This window comes from uncultured Chloroflexus sp. (genome assembly GCF_937129525.1).
In the GTDB taxonomy this organism is placed as follows: Bacteria; Chloroflexota; Chloroflexia; order Chloroflexales; family Chloroflexaceae; genus Chloroflexus.
In genome coordinates, this window is the sequence record NZ_CAKZNK010000051.1 from 85301 (window position 1) to 105978 (window position 20678).

The following is a 20678-nucleotide window of genomic DNA, read 5'->3' on the forward strand; positions in this document are numbered from 1 at the left end:
TGCCACACCATTGCGCTGATACTACTGCAATCTAACGCGCGTCATCGCAAACGAAGATCCGCCGCAGCCCTGCCGCAAACTCGCGCGCGCCACCTTGCGCCGGGTGGCGTACCGCAATGTGGTCAATGCCAAGGTGGGTTAACGACTGATCGGCAATGCGACCCATTGCCACAACCGGACAGTTGGGAAATAGCGCGCGCACCCGGGCCAGGAGTGGCAGACCTAACGCCAGTTCACTCCGGCGCGGCGCGCGATTGCTCTGCGGTTGACCTGGCTGATGTGGATGGAGCGGAAAAGCATTCCAGCCGACTGCAAAGCGATTGAGTGCCGCCAGTTCGCGGTAGACGATAGTTGCCGTCTGTTCACGCGAGATGCGTCCATCCGTTGTAGCCAGGGCAAATCCGCGCTGAGCGCCGAATTGACCAGGCGGATCCACGCCGGCCAGCAAAATCTGCTCGCTGGTGAAAGGAACTCCGGTGCGGCGCGCGCCGTGATAGCCGGGAGCTTCCCCAACCAGGAGCAGATCGGGGCCACGTTCCAGGGCTAATGCCAGAGCCAGTTCCAGATTGGCTCGCCGAATGGCATTGCCGCGTCGTTCCTCATCATCGGCGCCATCCCACGCATACATATTAATCGTGTCAGGTGGCGTCGGCAATGCCGCCAGATCGGCAATCAGTGCAGTGATCAATGATGACATATTGTTTAAGTTTCAATGTGTGATATGACTGCGAACTGTAACTGTTTGGGATTATAGTGGATCTAGCGAATACGAGGAGGTTTGTCATGTCTACGTCGCCAACACTCTGGGAGATCGAAAGTCCGCTCGGCGCGGTGTCATTTCGGGTATCCGGTCAGGGACGCCCGCTCATCTTAGTTCATGGCTGGGGTGGTTCCAGTCGTTACTGGCTGGCAGCTCCGGCCTTTCTCCCCAATCGACGGCTGATCGCAATCGATTTGCCCGGTTGCGGCGCATCTCCGGCGCCAAACGAGCCGGTCACCCTGGAGTCGTATGCGCGTGTGGTGCTGGCCGTAGCCGATGCGCTTGACATCGACCGATTTGCGTTGGCCGGTCATTCACTTGGCGCGGCGGTGGCGTTGGCCGTAGCCGATCTGGCCTGTGAGCGGGTAGAGCGGCTGGGGTTGATCAGCTTCGGTTTCAGCGCCAACTGTTACGAAGAGAGTCTGGTGACAATTGCCGGCGCGCAGTGGCAGGTTGCGGCGGCATACTGGCGACCCTGGCTGATCTGGTGGCGCCCATGGTGGGGAGTTACGCAATCGTGGCGTCAGGCCTGGTGGATGATGCCGCCGACACCAGAAATATTGGCGGCGCCGATGGTGCGTTGTTCGCTCGATCACTCACTACTGGCCCAGGGGATTGCAGATCTGGTGGCAATGGATCTCCTGGTAGCAATCGAAGCGGCAGCCATTATGGGACATCCAAAGCTCAAACGAGCAGCGCAAAGTCAGCTTCCGCCAGTGTTGTTACTCAGCGGGCAGTATGATCCGGTCTTCCCGCCGGTCAATGTGCGGGCGCTTCATCGTTGCATAGCGAATGCGCAATTAGTAATTCTGCCAGATTGCGGTCATGTGCCGATGGTTGAAGAACCGTCTGGCTGTTATCAAACGATTGCGCGCTTTCTAGATGGAGAAAACGATTATTCATCGTAGGATATTGTAGAATCAAACGATAAAATCTCGGCGCAAACTGCTGCTTGACAAGGTTAAACAATTCCTGTTACTGCTTGCCTGCATATGCTATAATGGGCAGGGCAGTGCGCGAAGTTATCCGGCTTCGCTCTGAACAGGAAGGTTGCCTTTTATGCAGCGTGGCGCACTACTGTTTATACTGATAATCCTTATCGTTATTATCGGTGGACTCGCCGCTTTCTTGTTATTGCGAGGCGGGTCAACAGTAACTGAAGTTTCAACCACCCCTGAAGTGCCACCGCCACCGACTGCTGTGCCGCTGGTGAGCGTCGTGCAGGCGCGGATCGATCTTGATGCAAATACCCTCCTCAATGATCGCAATCTGCTCGATACAATAGAAGTTCCAATCACCGAGTTCGACCAAGCTAACGAATTCAGCAACGTCAGCGATGTCCTTGGTAAGTTGCTCATCAACCCGGTCGAAGCCGGCCAACCAATCCGGCGCGATAATCTACGTGATGCCGGCCTCGCACAGCGCATTCCAACCCCCGAACCCGGGCAGCCAGCCGTGAAGGCATACCCCCTGTTTGTTAACAGCCTCTCAGGTGTGGCCGATCAGGTTGCTGTCAATGATTTTGTCGATATTGTCGCCACCTTCCAGGTTGATCGCCAGATCATTCGACCTGGCACTATTCAGGTCGTGACTCTCAATGATGTAGATCAGCTTGTGCGTGAATACGAATACGCGGAAACCCAGAGTTTCTTTACCACCAAGACTATCATTCAGCGAGCGCAGGTGTTGCAGATTGTTCGTCCGGCAATACCGACGCCGAGTGATGTCGAGGGAGAAGGTCAAACTACTGCGCCACAATCATCCAGCCTGCCGCAAGTTGACGAAACGGGACAGCCGATCGTTGGTGGACAGGTTGCAGAAGGTGGGCAGACGAGTAGTCCAAGCACGCTGACCGAGGGCATCTGGGTTGTCGTTCTGGCTTTGACCGATCAAGAGATTGAGTTGCTGGAGTTTGCGTTGCAATCGCAAGCCCGGATCGTCATGGCATTGCGCGCCTCTGGTGATAATGCAATCGAGGCAACGAGTGGAGTGACGATCGACCTGTTGGTGCGCGAGTTTGGTCTGCCGCTGCCGCGACCGCTACCGCCGCGAGTTTACGGTGAAAATGAAGTCTTTGTGCCAGAACCGACGCCAACTCCGTTGACATTACCTATTCCATGATCGTCGTCTCTAAGGTACAATGACACATACAAGATTACTCCTGATGGTATCGGCGCTCAATTGCTCTGCGCGCGTCCGTTGCGAATGACCAGCACTACGCATTCTGAGGAGCCAAGGCATGAATGAAGGTGAGAAGATTCGAGTCATGATCGTCGATGATGTGGTTGATACGCGCGATCAGCTCGAAAAATTGCTCTTCTTTGAAAAAGATATTGAGGTGGTTGCCAAGGCGAGCAATGGACGCGAGGCGATTGCTTTCGCTCGTCAGCATCGTCCGCAAGTCATTTTGATGGACATCAACATGCCTGATATGGATGGGATTGCCGCGACAGAAGCAATTCTCACCCAGGATCCGGGCATTCAAGTCATCATTATGAGCGTTCAGGGCGAGACCGATTACATTCGGCGGGCAATGCTGGCCGGCGCGCGCGAGTTTTTGATCAAGCCGATCAGTGCCGATGATCTATATCGTTCGATCCGGCATGTTGCCAAACTGGCCGCAATGCGGCCAGTTGCGCCAGTTGCCGGAGGAGTGGCCGGTGTGGCGGCGACGGCTGGCCAATCCTCGGTGGATGGCCAGATTTTTGCCGTCTTTAGCCCTAAAGGTGGTGTCGGCGTCTCATCTATTGCCGCCAACCTGGCCGTGGCAATCCGCCAGCAGACGAATAAAAAGGTGGCGCTGGTTGATGGCAATGTCGTCTTTGGCGATCTGAGCGTGATTCTTAATCTGCGCGCCGATAAGACGATAGTTGATCTTGCCTCACGGATCGAAAATCTCGATCGCGACTTGCTGAATGACGTGATGGCGACCCATCCCTCTCAGGTAAAGGTGTTGCTGGCGCCTCCTGATCCACAGCGTGGCGAGCTGGTTACTGCCGATCACATTCGCGCTATTCTCGAAGCGTTGCGGCATGAATATGACTATGTCGTGGTCGATACTCCGGCGTCGTTCCACGATCGGTCGTTGGCAGCCCTCGATCTAGCGCAACGGATCGTTACGCTCATCACGCTCGAGATGCACTGTATTCGCAATGTCATCCTCTTTCTTGAAGTCGCTAATCTGCTTGGATATCCGAATGACAAGGTGATGCTGGCGCTCAACAAAGCAACGAACCGCACAGGTATTCGAGCTGAAGATGTTGAGAAACATCTGCAACGCAAGCTTGCCTTGCAGATTGGTGATGCTGCTCAAGAAATGACCCTCGCGATTAATCAGGGTGCGCCGCTCGTCTTGTCAAAGCCAAACCATCAGGTGGCGAAAGATATTATGAACCTGGCTCGTGAATTGATCGCAAAATCGAGCGCAGCTTCGGCGACCGCAACCAAAGAAACAAAATCGCGTGGTTTGCTTGGGAGCTTGATTCCACGTCGCTGAGCTACCAATTGATCAACCCAGGTTATACGTGTCAGGGAGGTGACTGCGATGTCGTTGCTGAAGCGAATTGGTGGCGCTGCGCCAACACCGGTTGAGCCGGCTGTGTCGCGGTCGCCAGCGCGGACTGAAGCTCCTGCTCGCTTGCCAGGAACGGCAACACCAGGGGCGGAAGATACCTTCCGCGAGTTGCGCGCTCGGGTGCAGGATCGTCTGATTAATGAGCTGAGTTCACAACTCGATCCGAATAATCCCGCTAAAGTGCGGAAACAGGTCGAAGAGATCTTTAACTCAATCCTCGATGGTGAAAGTATTGTTCTGTCCCGCGCCGAACGTCAGCGCCTGTTTGAGAGCATCGCCGCTGATATTATCGGTTTGGGGCCGATTGAGCCGCTGCTTGCCGACGAGGATGTCAGCGAAATTATGGTCAATGGCCCGAAACAGGTCTATATTGAGAAAAAGGGCAAATTGATCAAAACGGATATTACCTTTGCCGATGATGAGCACGTTATGCGGATTATCGACCGCATCGTCGCGCCGCTTGGTCGCCGGGTTGATGAGTCATCGCCCATGGTTGATGCCCGTTTGAAAGATGGTTCGCGCGTAAATGTTGTTATCCGTCCGCTCGCGCTCAATGGGCCGACCATTACCATTCGCAAGTTTCGCAAAGATAAGCTGACAGTGCAGGATCTCGTGCGCTTTGGTTCAATGTCGCAGGATATGGCCGATTTTCTGGCTGCCTGCGTCAAGGCGCGTTTGAATATCGTGGTGGCCGGTGGTACCGGTTCGGGTAAAACAACCCTGCTTAATGTGTTGTCGTCGTTTATTCCTGAAGACGAGCGCATCATTACGGTTGAGAATGCCGCCGAATTGCAGTTGCGTCAGGATCACGTGGTAACGCTTGAGTCGCGGCCTCCAAACGTGGAAGGGAAAGGTGAGATTACCATTCGTGATCTGGTCATCAACTGCTTGCGTATGCGCCCTGAGCGGATTATTGTCGGCGAGTGCCGTGGCGGTGAAACGCTCGATATGTTGCAGGCAATGAATACCGGTCACGATGGCTCGATGACGACAATTCACGCAAACACGCCGCGCGATGCAGTGAGCCGTATCGAAACAATGTGCTTGATGGCCGGTATGGATCTGCCAGCGCGCGCGATTCGTGAACAGATTGCCTCAGCTATTCATGTCTTTGTTCAACAGTCACGACTTAAAGACGGATCGCGCAAAGTGACGCAGATCACTGAAGTATCCGGTATGGAAGGCGACGTGGTCGTGTTGCAAGACATCTTTGTGTTTGAACAGACCGGGATTGATGAGAAGGGCAAGATCGTCGGTCAGTTGCGGCCTACCGGCGTGCGACCACGATTCCTTGAGAAGTTTGAGGCGCAGAATATCTTCCTGCCGCCAACCATCTTCGGTTCGTCGGAGCGTTTTAGCTTCTAACCATCCCGACGATTGCCTCGATAGAGGGAGGCGTTACTGTTATGGATGCTTTGTTCTCGCCGGAGTCGATGCCGCTGACGTTGGGATTGTTAGGTGTGCTCCTCGTGCTTCTGGTGGCTGTTGCAGTGGCGTTGATGCGCCAATCGGCTACAGTCGATGTATCGCAGCGGCTTGAGATGCATGTTGGCGCAAAAGCGCAGGAGCGACCAAATGAGCCGATTGCGCGCCGGGCAATCGAGCGTATCGACTCAGTTGTCGCCCGAAGCAAGCAGGGTAGTTCGATCAAGAATGAGCTGGCGCGCGCTGATTTGAAGCTGACCGTAGCTGAGTTTTGGGGTATCAAGATTGGCGCAGCCCTGCTCGGTGTGGTGTTTGGCATGATCCTTGGTCGGGCTAGCCCGCTGGCTCAAATCGCTTCGGCCATCGTTGGCGCCATCGTCTTTTCATTTATCCCGAACATCTATGTCAGCCTCCGCGCCAAACAGCGCGTGAAGGCATTCAACAATCAGTTGGGCGATGTCATTACAATGATGGCCAATGCGCTGCGCGGTGGTTACAGCTTCTTGCAGACACTTGATATGGTGTCGCGCGAAGCGCCCGAACCCTCTGCAAGCGAGTTTCGTCGCGTTGTGCAGGAAGTCGGTCTCGGTCGCTCAACTGAAGAGGCCCTGCAAAACCTGCTGCGCCGTGTGCCCTCTGATGACCTCGATCTCTTGATCACGGCGGTCAGTATCCAGATGGAAGTCGGTGGTAATCTTGCCCAGGTGCTCGATACGATCGGTCATACTATCCGCGAACGGGTGCGAATCAAGGGTGAGATTTCAACCCTAACCGCTCAGGGTCGTATCTCGTCCTGGATCATTACCGGATTGCCTATCGGTCTGGCAATGTTTATTACGGTGGTGAATCCTGACTATATGGCGCCTCTCTTTACCTTTGGTTTTCCACCAGAGGCATGGTGTTGTATGCCGGTCACTTCGCTCTTTATGATTGCTCTCGGCTATTTTGCGATCCAGAAGATTATTGATATCGAAGTGTGAGGTGAGTCATGGCAGACCCTCTGATTATAGGTGTTGCTGGCTTGCTCGTCGTTGGCCTCGTGATAATCTTCTTTTTCGTCAGGCAGATGAACCGGTCGCGCGCTATCAGTGAACGTCTTGAGCAGTATACTGATGTTTCGTTGTCATTGGAAGAACTGGAGTTGCAGCAGCCATTTCGTGAGCGAGTCTTGAAACCGTTGTTTCGCTCGCTATTGAATTCGCTGGGTCGGTTTGGGCTGAAGCAAAATCAAGAACGATTGCGGATAAATCTGCAACTCGCTGGTAATCCAGGCAATTTGTCACCAAATATGTTCATCGGCCTGCGCATGGTTCTGGCAATCGTGTTAATGATCGCTACCACTTTGCTGACCATTAGTAGTATGCCGCTCATGCAGGCATTGAGCGGAATCCTGATCGCGGCGATGATCGGCTATATCTTGCCCGGTATCTGGCTGGATCGCAAAATCAAAGAGCGGAAGAAGAATATTCTGAAAGCTCTTCCCGATGCGCTTGATCTGCTTTGTATCAGCGTCGAAGCCGGTCTGGCTTTCGATCTGGCGCTGCAGCGCGTTGCGCAGAAATGGGACAATGAGCTGTCGCGCGAGTTTCGACGAGTGTTGCAGGATATTCGGCTCGGTCGCACTCGTCGTGAGGCACTGCGCGATCTGGTGACACGCACCGGCGTTGATGATGTGCAAACCTTCGTCTCAGCAGTGATTCAGGCCGATCAATTGGGTGTTTCGATGTCGAAGATTCTGCGCATTCAGTCGGATCAGTTGCGCACGCGCCGTCGCCAGCGCGCTGAAGAAGCTGCCCAGAAGGCGCCGGTTAAGATGCTCATTCCGATGGTCTTTCTCATCTTTCCTGCTCTGTTTGTGGTCATCCTTGGCCCGGCGGTGCCACGCATTATGACGGCATTGGGAGTTATGAGTGGTGAATGAATGGCGACGGTGAAAGTGGTGAATCAGACCCGGCGCGTTACCCTTGCCGAACAGTGTGAGGTGGCGCGTTCGTTTTTGGCTCGTGGTCGTGGTTTGTTGGGGCGCGCGACATTGCCAGACGGCAGTGGATTGTTGATCGAGCCATGCAGTAGCGTTCATATGCTGTTTATGCACTTCCCCATTGATGTCATCTTTGTTGATCGGCAAGGACAGGTTGTCGCGCTCTATCCCTCGCTGCCGCCATGGCGCCTCTACGCTGGCCATCGCCGCGCGCGCTATGCGCTCGAGTTACCCGTCGGTGTCATTGCTGCTTCCTCAACGGCAGTTGGCGATCAGATCGCAGTTTTGCCGGCACAGTCGTGATCAGCTTGCGCTGCATACAGCGTGACTGTCCATGTTGCAGTGCCCAGCCCAAAGCCACGATAAGAGAGATGGTGTCTGAGTGGTGGTTTGACGCCAGTTGCACGCTCTCAACGATTTGATGGTGGCGAACGTGATCCTGAAGGGCAATCTCAACCGGTGATGTGACAATAGCCTGGCTTCTTTCACCTGTGAGTAGTTTCAACAGTCTGTCTCAGTTATGAATCATGCCCAATCGCCTATACGCTGGCTGGCGCCGATGCTCGGCGTCGTTTTTGTTGCTCTCTACCTGCTGACACTAACTGAAGTGCATACTTACGATGCGCTCTCGTATATTCTCGATGTCGATCGCAAACCCTGGCCCGAATTGTTTCATCCCCACCATTTACTCTACGGCCCTTTAGGAGCGTTGATCAGGTCACTGGTATCAGCATTCGGCTGGCAGGGGAGCGCTGCAATCTGGTTGCAGGCGGCTAATGCCCTGGCCGGCGCAGGGGGTGTTGCGCTGCTCTTTCTGCTCTGTCGCGCGTTGACCGGCGCTTCAGTAGCATCGCTAGCGGCAACGTTGAGCGTTGGTTTGAGCTACGCTTACTGGTACTACGCGGTTGAGGTAGAGGTCTATACCCTGGCCGCCGTGGCATTGATGGTTTCGTTGTGGCTGCTGGCAACGATGGCACGCTCACCAACCTGGCCGACGGCAGGCTGGCTTGGGCTGGCGCAGGGGATCGCTGTGCTGGGGCATCAGACCAATGTCTTGTTGACCATACCGGCTCTCGTCACCATCGGGCTGGCAGCAAACGATCAGCGCAGCCGTTTCCAATTGGCAACGGCCTATCTCTTACCGCTGGCAGCAGTGGTTGGCGGCGCGTATTTGTGGGTAGCCTTCGGCGTGAGTGGCATGCGAAGCTGGGCCGAGGTGTGGGTGTGGCTGACCGGCTATGCCCGCACCGGTTTTTGGGGTGGGAGCATTGACGGAGCGAAGCTGGCCAGATTGGGCAAGGGCTGGAGCGAGACGCTGGCGCCGGTTGGCGGTAGCATTATCGGCATTGTCGCGCTGGTGTTGCTTGTGACCGGCTGGCGAGGTCTGCTACGTCTGCCTCGTCCATTGCTGGCCGGACTGCTGAGCTGGTTAATCGGGTATGGTCTCTTTTTCCTCTGGTGGGAGCCGGACAACATCGAGTTCTGGATTGCAAGTCTACCGCCGCTGGCAGTGTTACTGAGCGCAGCGCTGGCCTCACATCCGCTTGACCGCTTGCGCGCCGGCTTGTCCGGCTATATCGGTTTGGCGCCGGCGCTGGCGCTGCTTGCTATCAATTTGCCGGCCATTGGCGAGCGTGGCGACGCTGGCCGTGACTTGCAGCGCCGGATCGCAGCGGCACTGGTTGCCGCCAGTCAGCCAGGTGATCTAATCATCGTGCCTGATGGCATCCTGGAACTCTACCTGCCTCACTATTGGAAGCATGATACGGTGTATGGCCTCAATCAGGCTATGGTAGCCAGCGCCGGTGATTGGTCGGCAGCCTGTGCGCTCTTGCGCCAACGGATCGATACAGCGCTAGCCAGTGGTTACGCAGTGCTGCTAGCTGATGAAGCGCAACGACCAGCGCCTGCGCCGCCTGACCAGCCGCCAACCCCGGCTGAACGGTTTGGCTTGACCGCCGAGACGGTTGCGGCATGTTACGCGCCGGCGCAGCCGATGTTGCGTCCACTGGAGCTTCCGCCCAATCTGCCTTCCTATCAGATGATCCCACGCGCTAACGAATTGGCGCGCGCGAGCGGTTGGGATTTTCGCGCTGGCCACTGGGGGTGGCGAACGGTTGGGGTGGTGTCTGAAGCCGTAACGGCTGCCGGCTGGCAATTGACTCCGGCGCTTGATCCGGCGCTGATCAGTCCGCCGTTGCTGTTCTCATTAGCAGAAGTGACAGCCATCGAATTGCGTTTGATGGCCACCACTGGCGCGCGTGATGCGCAACTCTTCTTTCTCGATCCGTCCGGTCAGGCCAGTGAAGAGCGCTCATTGCGTTTCACCCTCACTTCCACCGATGCAATGACGACCTATCGCCTGGAGCTGGCCGAGTTGGCCAAACAATTCGATCTGGTTGGTGGTTTGCGCTTCGATCCGGTCGGGGCAGGTGATGGCGGTATCGTAGTGGTCGAATCGATTCGACTGGTCGGATGGCGTACTGCGCCTGATGAGTGAGCAGGCACATCGGCTTTTACCGCGACATTCATCGGGTAGCGATGAACGAATACCTTACAGCCGCATCATTCAGCTTTCGCGGCCACTTAACAGCAGATAGGCGAACAGGAGCGCACCGGAACCGAGTGAAACGAACAACTTGAGCGCGAACGGCAAGCTGGTCGGCGAAATGAAGGCTTCGATGAGACCGGCGACAACCAGGATCAGGGCGCAACCGATGAGCAACACTACAGCGCGGCGCGCTGCTACAACCAGGGCGCTGCGCCGGCTAAGCGTGCCAGGCCGCAAAATAGCCCATCCGAGCTGCAAACCTGCCCCGCCGGCAATGAAGATAGCGCTCAGTTCGAGCGTAGCGTGACTGGTCACGAAACCCCACAGATTGTCAGCGAAGCCGAAGTGCTGCGCAATCCCGGCCACTGTTCCCAGCAACAGGCCATTAAAGACCAGAATGTAAAGGGTATAGATGCCGAGCGTGACTCCGCCGGCAAAGGCTCTAATTGCGACATTGATGTTGTTGGTCATGATCTCGGTCGAAGCTGCGGCTGGCCCTTCGTTGATGCGCAGCCACCACTCTTCACCGGCGCGAATCTGGTCGGTAACGAAATCAATACCGGGAACCAAAACTTCACCTAATGCCGGATCGCTCAACCCGGCGACAAAAGCGGCCAGCGCCGGCAACAGAAAGACCAGCGCCGCCGTCAGGGTCATCGGCCAGGTAGCGCGAAACGCGCGTGGCAAAGTAGCGCGAAAGAAGGTGGCAACCGGGTTGGACTCGCTGGCGCTGTAGCGATAGATCACGCCGTGGGCGCGCGCGACAAGCTGGTTGAGATAGGCTGTCAGTTTGTGATCGGGATAATCACGACGGGCAATAGCCAGATCGGTGCAGGCCTGGCGGTACAACTGACCGAGTTCACGCAGTTCGGCGGCAGAAATACGACCGATCCCACCGGCAGCGCGCGCAATCAGCTCTTCAAGCCGACTCCAGGCTGCGCGGCGTTGAGAAATATGGCGATCGGGAGTATTCATTGCCGTATGAGAGTGCCACTTGTCAGGGGTTGACCGAGTAGCGCTGCAGTCACCAGTTCGGGAACCGGCCCGATCAGGCGCACTTCCAGCTCTGGCAATGCCTCGATCAGTTGCCACATCAAGGCGAGTTTACTTCGCATCCCGCCGGTAACATCAGCCGCTCGTGACGCGCCTGTGCCGTGTAAGACCTGCGTGATATTGGCGCGGGTGATCAGTGGAATCGGTTGCGCAGTCGGATCGCGATGTGGATCGGCGGTGAAGACTGCCGATTCGCCGACGAGAACGATCCGACTGGGGCGGAGTGGGCTGTGAAGGGCGAGGAAACTGAGCAACGCTTCGGTTGAGATGATCGCAGTACCCTGATCGGTGTCGAATGCTACATCGCCGTGAATGACCGGTGTTAACCGACGCCGCAAAGCCTCGCTGATCGGCTCTGTTTCCCAACGCCGAATCTGACCGCCGGAACTGCTCAGCGATGCCGATGGTTGCAGGCTGACTGCCGGTACGCCAGCGGCGAGCAGGGCATCAACTACGATTCGATTAAGCCGCAGGGCGGCGGCGGCAGTGAGGGCAAAACCAATATGATCAGCATCAACCGGCAGACCGCGATGCACGCCATAGCGCGCCGCGTAGTGATGACCAAACGAACCACTCCCGTGACCGATCACGAGCGCCAGCGCCGGATTGGCGGCGCGAGCGGCTGCGACTGCGCCGGCCAGCGCCTCAATCACTGCCATATCGGCTGCTTCACGTCCGGTCTTATCAGTAATGACCGAACCGCCAAATTTGATGAAGGTATACACAGGCGTGTCACGACGGGAAGATAATCAAAATACCCAGAACAGTTATGCCCCACAAGACGATACTCAATGCCAGCGGACGATCCTGCAACACAAGATCTTCAGGCGCGCCACCGCCATCACGCTGATGGATCAGATACAGATAGCGGAAGATGGCATACACCACAAACGGAATGGTGATCATCAACATGGGAAACGGCTCTTGTGGCGCGACCGGCGCAGAGAAAGCCGTCATGCTGTAAGCCATCACGATGCTGGCCGTAACAATTGCCTGCATCTGATCGAGCAACGGGATGGAATATTCCTCCAGGATACGGCGATGATTGCCGGCCCCATCTTCAAGCAGCTTTAATTCGTGACGACGCTTACCGATACCAAGGAAGAGGGCCAGCAGGCCCATACAGACAATCAACCAGGGTGTGATGACGATGTCGATGACGGCAGCGCCGGCAATTGCGCGCAAGATAAAACCGGCGGCAATGATAAGAATGTCAAAGATCACAATATTCTTCAGCCAGAAGCTGTAAAGAAATCCCTGCACAATTACATAAACTGCCAGCACAATAGCAAAATCAAGGTCGTGATCAAGCCAGATCGCCAACGGAAAGACGATAATCATGAGCAGCGCCGCGGCAACCGCAGCCAGCGTTGGGCTGAGCAAGCCGGCGGCCAGTGGACGATGACGTTTCTTCGGATGCGCGCGGTCTTTTTCAATATCGACCAGATCATTGAGCAGATAGATGGCACTTGCCGCCATACAAAACGCAATGAATGCGCCGATGACGCGCAAAAGCTGGGAGGGTTCGGTATACCAGAGCCGCCCTTCCGAGAAGGCAATGGCGGCGAAGACGAACACGTTCTTGATCCACTGTCGTGGACGCATCGTGCGCACCAGCGCGCGTAGCGACTGTACGCTCAGCGGCGCGGCTTGCTGGATTGATTGAGAGCTGGAAAAATCCTTCATAACAACTTGTTGGATGTGTATCGCGATCAACCTTTGTTGATTGTACCCGACCAGGGTAGCAATCGTCAAAGCAGGTTACTGTTTCGGCGCGTTGACATTCGACCAATGGAATACAAATCACTCGTTCGAAGCCAGCAGGATGTGCGCGGCTCACTTGCGCGCTGGCTGGTATCATTTCCGGCGCGCGTGATTGTGCTGTGGCGAAACGGAGGCAATATGAACGTGAGAGTGGCCCATAGGCAGTACCATGCAGATATGGCGCTATTACCGATGTCCATAGCTGGCCTCACCACAATTGCTTCGAGCCAGACATTCGTGTACAATGGCAAACAGTTTCGCAGTCATCGGTCACGTTTATTGCGATCACGGTAACGTTACACCATGCATGAACTCCTTATTGCCACCCACAATCCGGGAAAATTGCGCGAATTTGCGGCAATATTCGCCGATCTCAACCTGCGCCTCCACTCGCTTGCCGATCTGGGCATCACCACCGTGGTGGCCGAGACAGGTCAAACCTTTGCCGAAAATGCCCGTCTCAAAGCGGAAGGCTATTGCGCGCTCAGCGGGTTGCCGACGCTGGCTGATGATAGCGGATTGGAGGTGGCGGCGCTCGGTGGCGCGCCTGGTGTCCACTCGGCGCGCTACGGTGGTGTGACCGGTCTGGCACAATTGCAATACCTGCTTGATCAGATGCGTGATGTGCCCTGGCATCAACGGTTGGCCCGGTTTGTCTGCGTGATCGCGCTGGCACACCCGGAACGTCCTACCGAACTGGTTGAGGGAACGTTGCCTGGAGTCATTGAGTTTGCGCCGCGGGGTAGCGGGGGATTCGGCTACGATCCACTATTCTACGTCCTTGATGAAGATGCAACCCTGGCCGAGTTGAGCGCCGAGCGCAAGAATCAGATCAGCCATCGCGCGCAAGCAGCGCGCGCGGCGCGTGAAGTGCTGGCGCGCTGGCTGCTTGAGCAATAACAACATGGCACAACGTTACAGCTTATCAGGAGTTGCGCTACGTCAAAATGCGCAGGTTGGGCGCGCTCGCTATTCTGTTCTTTTTGATGCAAGATGAAGCCTTGCTCACAGCGCGCAGGGCTTGTTTCAGGAGGATCGGGTGTTTGTAGTGGCGTTAGCGTCAGGCAGCGCAGGAAATGCAATCCTCGCGCGCGCAGGTGATGAAGCGCTGCTGATTGATGCCGGTATCTCATTACGCGCAATCGAGCAGTTGCTGGCATGGCACGGCACTGCGCCGACGCAGATCAAAGCGGTCTTGTTAACCCACGAGCACGATGATCATGCCTTGAGCGCCGCAGCCTTTGCGCGTCGGTATTGCGTGCCGTTAGTTGCGAATGCGCTCACTCTGGCAGCTCTTGGCGAGACGGTAGCGGCAGCGCCAACGGCCATCTTGCCGGTTGGCGAACGAGGCGCAATTGGAACATTTACCGTCGAAAGTTTTCCCGTGGCGCATGATGCTGCCGATCCGGTCGGCTATCGCATTCAGGCCGCAGGGGTGACGGTGGCAGTGGCGGTTGACCTGGGAAGTTGGGATGAGGCCACTGTCAACGCGCTTACTGCCGCAGATCTGATCATTCTGGAAGCAAACCACGACCGCGCGCTATTGTCGGCAGCTCCTTACCCATTGTCAGTGCGCCAGCGGATCAGCAGTCCGCGCGGTCATCTTGATAATACGCAGTGCGGCCAGTTGCTGGCCCAGGTGATGACCCGGCGCGGCAGTAGCGATGTCTGGCTAGCCCATCTCTCGCGTCATGCCAATACACCTCAGGTAGCGGTGGAAAGCGTGAGCCGCGCATTGCGTCAGGCCGGGCTACGGCATCTACCATCGCTGCGCGCGCTGCCGGCCCGCGCGCGACCAGGGTCAGGCGGGATGCCATGCTGGCAGGCTCGTGAATGGTGGTAACAAGCAGAACTGTTTGCTTGTGATATATCCGGTCAGGAACAGTAAAGGAGACGATCGATGCCGATCCAGAAAATGGATTACATCTGGTTCAACGGTGAGCTGGTAGAGTGGGATAAAGCGACCGTCCACGTAATGGCTCACGTTATCCATTACGGTACCAGCTTCTTTGAGGGCATCCGCTGCTACGAAACACCGCAAGGGCCGGCGATCTTTCGCCTGACTCCACATATGCGGCGCCTGATCGACTCGGCTAAAATCTATCGCACGGCCATTCCCTACACGCTCGATCAGTTGGTGGCAGCAGTGAAAGAGACAGTGCGTGCCAACCGGTTACGTTCAGGATATATCAGGCCGGTGGTCTTCCGCGGTTACGGCGAGATTGGCGTAAATCCCCTTAACAATCCGGTTGAAGTAGCGATTGCCACAATCGAGTGGGGTAAATACCTCGGCGCAGAGGCGATGGAGCAAGGCGTCGATGTTTGTATCTCGTCGTGGAATCGCTTTGCGCCCAACACGATGCCGGCATTGGCCAAGGCGGGTGGCAATTACATGAATTCACAATTGATCAAGATGGAAGCTATGGCTAATGGCTACGCTGAAGGTATCGCGCTCGATGCCGATGGCCATGTCAGTGAGGGTAGCGGAGAGAATCTCTTTTTAGTGCGGGATGGCGTGGTTTACACCCCGCCGTTAACCTCTTCAATTCTGAGCGGAATCACTCGCGACACGGTGATGACACTGTTACGCGAGATGAACATTGAGGTGCGCGAGCAGATCCTGCCGCGTGAGATGCTCTATCTGGCCGACGAGCTGTTCTTCACCGGCACGGCTGCTGAAGTCACGCCGATCCGTTCGGTTGATCGCATTCCGGTTGGCTCTGGTCGCCGGGGGCCAATTACTGCCGCGGTGCAGGAATCCTTCTTTGCCATTGTGCAGGGCGAGCGGCCTGATCGCTACGGTTGGCTTGAATACGCCTGATAGACGAGTCTCAATAGCGTTGCCGCGAAGACGTTCAGCGTCAACAACAGACGCCCAACGTCTTCGCGTTTTTGCGTTTACGTCATTCAGTATGCCGCAGTGCGTTGCAATTTCTGGGCAACATGCCGTATAATGATCATATAGCTGTGCAAAACTTTTTGAAAAACCATGCAAATGATTGACAAAACTGTCATCCGGTGCGAGCAGGTCACAAAATCATACCTTGAAGGTGAACAGCAACGCACCGTGTTGCGCGACATTACGATCACGGTCGCTGCCGGTGAGTTTGTGGTCTTGCTCGGCAAGAGTGGTAGCGGCAAGAGCACCTTACTCAATCTGGTCAGTGGTATCGACACGCCGACTTCAGGCATTATTTGGGTGGCGGGCCGTCGGCTCGATCAACTGAGTGAGCGAGAGCGCACTCTCTTCCGGCGTCGGTCGATTGGGTTTGTCTTTCAATTCTACAACCTGGTGCCGACGCTGACAGCGCTCGAAAATGTGCTTCTGCCGCTTGAACTGAACGGCTTGCGCGGCTCAACTGCCCGTGAACGGGCGCTGGATATGCTGGCCGCGGTTGGTCTGGCCGATCGCGCCCATACCTATCCCGATCGGCTCAGTGGTGGCGAGCAGCAACGGGTAGCAATTGCCCGCGCCCTGGTGCATAACCCCGATCTCGTCCTGGCCGATGAACCGACCGGTAATCTTGACAGCGATACTGGTAGCCAGGTCCTCGATCTGCTTGACCGCCTCACCCGGCAGGTTGGTAAAACGTTGTTGATGGTCACGCATAGTCGCGAGATGATCGGAGTGGCCGATCGGGTCTTTCAGTTGCGCAATGGTCGCATTATCGAAGAAGCGTTGTTGACGGCGTAATAACCGGTCTGTCATACGGTGGTGCCGTTTTATTTAGCCGGTTGCAAGCTAGCAGCAGTATTGTAGCTTTGTGACCGGTATCAGTATGATATAAAAGTTGTGTATTCCTGAACAATAAAGGAGGTCGAAGAAGCATGATGCAAATGAACACCCACACGACACCCAAAGCGCCACGCTGGATCACGACCACTGCCGGTCAGTGGGCCTGGGCCACGAATGAAGAATGGCGCCGCTTTGCCGATCGGGCTTTGAGCGTGAGCGAACGTCAGCGCCTGTTGGCTGAAGCAGAGCGCTTGCATTCCCAACATGTTAATCCCGCTGATCACGCCTGATAATGGCGCGGATCGGCGTTAAACAACTGCGGGTGGCAGCAGCGCCACCCGCAGACTGTTTGAAACGCTTCTTGATCGTCTACTCTTCTGCCCGGACGCCTAAAACAATGCCGCTGCCGCGAGGCAGATAATCGCCATTGCTAATCCCAATGATCTGGTTGCCACCAGCTAACCGGGCAGCGCTAACTACCTCGTTAGGTTGGTAGCGGTCGAAATCAGCGAGGAGTCGATCCCGCCCCTGGACATCAACAAACACCAGCGTCAATCCGGGCGTGTTAGCGAGAATCGCTTCCGCTTCGGCGCGATTGCGTCCGATCACATCAGGGAAGCGCACAACATCGCCTAAGCTGACGTAAATCGTTACCGGATCACCCTGGGGAATGCGGAGCATTGGGCTGGGCGATTGACGAATGACAAACCCGGCGTCGATCGTCTGGCTGGGTTCCTCCACCGTATTGACTACAAAACCGGCTGCGGTCAACTGAGAACGAGCGATGTCGTTGCGCGTGCCGGTCACATCGGGCACCGCAACCAGAAGGGGTCCTAAACTCACTGTGTAGGAGATCGGGCTGTTAATTTCAACGATTGTGCCAGGGGAAATTGTCTGTGTAATCACAATTCCCTGCGGCACATCGCGATTATATTCGCTGCTCGGCGCTGGAATAAGCTGATTCTGCTGCAATAATTCGCGGGCCTCGCCATCGCTACGGCCTATCAGTTCGGGCACAACAGCGGTGGGTATCACGGTAGGTTCTGGAGTCGTGGTTGGATTTTGACCGGGTTGCTGGGTTGTTGGTCGCTCAGAATTGCCGCCAAAGATATTAGGGAGAATACCGCTGCTAACTAGAAAGACTACGGCCAGCACTCCGATGAGTGTCAGCATGCCCACAAAAAAGGCGCCACATCCTACCCCTTCCTGTCTTGGCGCGCGGGTGGTTACCGGGCGCGGATTGGGGATGGCGGCTGGTCGGCTGGCGGAGACTTGCGCCGGTCGCGGCGGAGATGGTCGGGGCTGAGCTGGCGCTGATTCCGCGCCAGCGTTGACCACAGTTGCCTGGGAAACCAGTCGTTCATAAGAGCGCAGCTCCTCGGCAAGCTCAAGCGCGCTACGCTGCCGCTGCGCCGGATCTTTCGCCAGTGCGCGCAGAATAATTGCCTCGAGGGTAGCGGGAATTTGTGGATTGTATCGGCGTGGTGGCGGCGGTGGTTCGCTGATATGCTTCATAACCACTGCCAGCGGCGTCTCGCCAGTGAAGGGGAGACGCCCGGTCAGCATCTCATAGAGCACCACACCGAGCGCATAAATATCAGATTGCGGCGTTGCCGGACGACCCTGCGCCTGTTCAGGCGCAATGTAGTCAACCGTTCCCAGAGTGATGCCGGTTTCGGTCGTTGCCGTTGAGAGGTGGCTTTTGGCAACGCCGAAATCGGTAATGCGCACATGTCCATCGTCGGTAACGATGATGTTCTGTGGCTTGATGTCGCGATGAATCAGGCCGGCGCGATGGGCGGCGTGCAGGCCAAGCGCAATCTGCTCGCCGAACCGCACTGCGCGCGGGATGGCAAACGGCGCTTCGCGATGAATCAACTGTTTCAGGGTCACGCCGGCAACGTATTCCATCACAATGTAGTGCTGGTCGCCGTCCTGACCAACATCGTAGACATCGACCAGATTGGGATGGCTCACCATGGCAGCGGCATGCGCTTCGTGGCGGAAACGAGCCAGGAAGTCGGGATCGGTCATCAGGTGGGGATAGGGGATCTTGATCGCGACCGGGCGGTTCAGGCGCAAGTCGCGTCCCAGGTAGACACGCGCCATACCGCCCTCGCCGAGCAGTTGTTCGATCTGATAGCGGCCATCAAGCAGTTGCGTTTGCATTGTTCGACTATGCTTCAAAAATACCAAACTAACAACGATTTACTGTAATTTTACGAGACGCGCCGGATTTGCCGGCAGAGGGTGGTCAGCATCGAGAATGGCTTCCAGCAATGCCAGGTTTACAATATCGTCACGATTGTAGTCGAGCAAGATTTGTAAAGCTGCTTGATCGCCATACTGCTCATAGCGCTCCCAAAGCTGCGGCGCGTCACGTCCGCTGAGTCCGGTGGAAGCGCGCGCAATTCCCAGGGTCTCTTCGACCACTTTCAGGCCACCACGCAACCCGCGGCGGCGGCAATCGCGCAGGAGATCGCGGTGAGCAAACTCGGCCAGCAGATCGACGTGCAATCTTCGCCTGATCACCGGTAGATCGAAGCTGCTCCCGTTGAACGTCACGATAGTTGTGATACCGGAAAGAGCATCATAAAGCGCAAGATCGCAAATCCCGCCACCAACCAGTTGGATGCTGCCATAATCATGCCGGTAGATGCCGAGAACGCTGATCGTGCCGCTGTAGGTTGTTTCGATATCGAGGTAGGCACGCATCTCAGCTCCTGTGGTCAATTTCTCGCGCCCATTATGGCATGCCCTTTGCAGGGCGTCAATGCGCGTTGTTTTACTTGTGCTATAGTAATCAACGAAGATGCCTGGTTATTTGTTTCCTGCATTAAGGAGGCGCGATGAGTTCCTTGCCCCGTCGGATCATTCTCGATACTGATCCGGGCATTGATGATGCGCTGGCGATTTTGCTGGCGCTGGCCTCATCTGAGATTGAGTTACTTGGCCTTAGTGTGGTGCATGGCAACTGCACGCTGGATGAAGCGGTTGCCAATGGTTTGTCTGTGCTCGAACTCGGTGGCGGTCAGCAGATCCCATTATTCGTGGGGTGTGATCGACCATTATTGCGACCTCTAACTACTGCTCACGACACCCATGGTCAGCGCGGGTTGGGTTATGCGCAGTTGCCGCCAGCTCAGATACAGCCTGCCAGAAAGCATGCAGTTGACTTTATCATTGATACTGTTCTGGCTAATCCTGGTGAAGTGACGCTGGTTGCGGTTGGGCCGCTCACCAATGTGGCGCTGGCTTTGCGCAAAGAACCGCGGTTGGCCGGCGCGTTGCGCGAAATTGTAATGATGGGTGGCGCTTTACGCGCTGACGGTAATGTAACTCCCCGCGCCGAATTCAACGTCTACGCCGATCCGCACGCGGCTCAGATCGTCGTTTCGTCCGGGGCGCCACTGGTCATCATGCCCTGGGATATTACCCGCCTGGTGCGTCTGCACGAGAGTGAGGTGCAGCGTATGGCTTTGCCCGGCAAGCCAATCGGTCGTTTCATCGCCGATGCGACTCGATTTTACATCGAGTTTCACCAGCGTTACTTCGGCTACGATGGCTGCGCCATTAACGATCCGGCTGCGCTGGCGCTGGTGTTTCTTCCCGATCTGGCAACGTATGCTGATGTCCACGTGACAGTCGAGATCTGTAGCCCGCTGACGATGGGATTTACGGTGGCTGATTTTATGCTGAGCGATGGGCGTCAACCCAATGCGCGAGCGGTGGTTGGCTTTGATACGCCGCGCTTCCTGTCGTTGTTCGTCGAGCGGATGCAAGCCCTTGAGCAGCGCCTATATGCATCATAGGAGGAGGTGTTCATTTCATTGG

Annotated in this window: 20 protein-coding genes; 14 read left to right on the plus strand and 6 right to left on the minus strand. The window is 56.2% G+C overall.

Annotated elements, in window-relative coordinates; genetic code table 11:
• Positions 1-31: 31 nt before the first annotated feature.
• The gene (locus Q0650_RS05795) at positions 32-697 is read right to left on the minus strand and encodes a uracil-DNA glycosylase (protein WP_298816841.1); all 666 of its coding nucleotides are present in this window, start codon (positions 695-697) and stop codon (positions 32-34) included.
• Positions 698-783: 86 nt separating this feature from the next.
• Here Q0650_RS05795 and Q0650_RS05800 point away from each other — a divergent pair, with 86 nt between their 5' ends.
• The 8 genes from Q0650_RS05800 to Q0650_RS05835 all read left to right on the plus strand — a co-directional run bounded on the left by Q0650_RS05800 (position 784) and on the right by Q0650_RS05835 (position 10240).
• Entirely contained in the window at positions 784-1668 is an 885-nt protein-coding gene (locus Q0650_RS05800) for an alpha/beta fold hydrolase (RefSeq protein WP_298816843.1), read from the plus strand.
• A gap of 151 nt (positions 1669-1819) precedes the next feature.
• Entirely contained in the window at positions 1820-2881 is a 1062-nt protein-coding gene (locus Q0650_RS05805; RefSeq protein ID WP_298816845.1) for a pilus assembly protein CpaB, read from the plus strand.
• Between the two features lie 118 nt (positions 2882-2999).
• Positions 3000-4256, plus strand: coding sequence for a CpaE family protein (locus Q0650_RS05810; protein WP_298816847.1), 1257 nt, complete (start codon positions 3000-3002; stop codon positions 4254-4256).
• A gap of 48 nt (positions 4257-4304) precedes the next feature.
• Positions 4305-5699: a CpaF family protein gene (locus tag Q0650_RS05815; RefSeq protein ID WP_298816849.1), complete on the plus strand. Its 1395-nt coding sequence runs from the start codon at positions 4305-4307 to the stop codon at positions 5697-5699.
• A gap of 41 nt (positions 5700-5740) precedes the next feature.
• Positions 5741-6739, plus strand: a complete 999-nt coding sequence (locus tag Q0650_RS05820; protein ID WP_298816852.1) for a type II secretion system F family protein — start codon at positions 5741-5743, stop codon at positions 6737-6739.
• Positions 6740-6747: 8 nt separating this feature from the next.
• Entirely contained in the window at positions 6748-7680 is a 933-nt protein-coding gene (locus Q0650_RS05825) for a type II secretion system F family protein (RefSeq protein ID WP_298816854.1), read from the plus strand.
• Entirely contained in the window at positions 7681-8043 is a 363-nt protein-coding gene (locus Q0650_RS05830; protein ID WP_298816857.1) for a DUF192 domain-containing protein, read from the plus strand.
• A gap of 217 nt (positions 8044-8260) precedes the next feature.
• Positions 8261-10240: a glycosyltransferase family 39 protein gene (locus Q0650_RS05835; protein WP_298816859.1), complete on the plus strand. Its 1980-nt coding sequence runs from the start codon at positions 8261-8263 to the stop codon at positions 10238-10240.
• Positions 10241-10309: 69 nt separating this feature from the next.
• On the opposite strand, the gene Q0650_RS05840 is transcribed toward Q0650_RS05835, so the two are convergent.
• From Q0650_RS05840 to Q0650_RS05850, 3 genes are read right to left on the minus strand one after another with little or no spacing between them, the layout of a single operon-like run.
• Positions 10310-11266 carry a stage II sporulation protein M gene (locus tag Q0650_RS05840; protein ID WP_298816860.1) on the minus strand — a complete coding sequence of 319 codons (957 nt, stop codon included), beginning with the start codon at positions 11264-11266 and terminating at the stop codon, positions 10310-10312.
• Entirely contained in the window at positions 11263-12069 is an 807-nt protein-coding gene (locus Q0650_RS05845) for an isopentenyl phosphate kinase (RefSeq protein WP_298816862.1), read from the minus strand. Before Q0650_RS05845 ends, Q0650_RS05840 begins: the two co-directional genes overlap by 4 nt.
• Before the next feature lie 7 nt (positions 12070-12076).
• On the minus strand, positions 12077-13030 hold the full coding sequence (locus tag Q0650_RS05850) for a decaprenyl-phosphate phosphoribosyltransferase (protein ID WP_298816864.1): 954 nt from the start codon (positions 13028-13030) through the stop codon (positions 12077-12079).
• A gap of 381 nt (positions 13031-13411) precedes the next feature.
• On the opposite strand from Q0650_RS05850, the gene rdgB reads away from it, so the two are divergent.
• The 5 genes from rdgB to Q0650_RS05875 all read left to right on the plus strand — a co-directional run bounded on the left by rdgB (position 13412) and on the right by Q0650_RS05875 (position 17134).
• Positions 13412-14008, plus strand: coding sequence for an RdgB/HAM1 family non-canonical purine NTP pyrophosphatase (gene rdgB / locus Q0650_RS05855; protein WP_298816866.1), 597 nt, complete (start codon positions 13412-13414; stop codon positions 14006-14008).
• A gap of 139 nt (positions 14009-14147) precedes the next feature.
• Entirely contained in the window at positions 14148-14951 is an 804-nt protein-coding gene (locus Q0650_RS05860; protein WP_298816868.1) for an MBL fold metallo-hydrolase, read from the plus strand.
• A 57-nt stretch (positions 14952-15008) separates the two neighbouring features.
• Positions 15009-15929 (plus strand): branched-chain amino acid transaminase, encoded by a 921-nt coding sequence (locus tag Q0650_RS05865; protein WP_298816870.1) that lies wholly within the window; start codon positions 15009-15011, stop codon positions 15927-15929.
• Between the two features lie 168 nt (positions 15930-16097).
• Positions 16098-16802, plus strand: a complete 705-nt coding sequence (locus Q0650_RS05870; RefSeq protein WP_367280795.1) for an ABC transporter ATP-binding protein — start codon at positions 16098-16100, stop codon at positions 16800-16802.
• 134 nt (positions 16803-16936) lie between these two features.
• A complete protein-coding gene (locus Q0650_RS05875; RefSeq protein ID WP_298816874.1) occupies positions 16937-17134 on the plus strand; it encodes a hypothetical protein in 198 nt (65 codons plus the stop codon).
• Between the two features lie 79 nt (positions 17135-17213).
• On the opposite strand, the gene pknB is transcribed toward Q0650_RS05875, so the two are convergent.
• Positions 17214-19013, minus strand: a complete 1800-nt coding sequence (pknB, locus tag Q0650_RS05880) for a Stk1 family PASTA domain-containing Ser/Thr kinase (RefSeq protein WP_298816876.1) — start codon at positions 19011-19013, stop codon at positions 17214-17216.
• A 39-nt stretch (positions 19014-19052) separates the two neighbouring features.
• Positions 19053-19559, minus strand: coding sequence for a ribonuclease H-like domain-containing protein (locus tag Q0650_RS05885; RefSeq protein WP_298816877.1), 507 nt, complete (start codon positions 19557-19559; stop codon positions 19053-19055).
• A 134-nt stretch (positions 19560-19693) separates the two neighbouring features.
• Here Q0650_RS05885 and Q0650_RS05890 point away from each other — a divergent pair, with 134 nt between their 5' ends.
• Positions 19694-20656, plus strand: a complete 963-nt coding sequence (locus tag Q0650_RS05890) for a nucleoside hydrolase (protein ID WP_298816879.1) — start codon at positions 19694-19696, stop codon at positions 20654-20656.
• Positions 20657-20678: the final 22 nt, after the last annotated feature.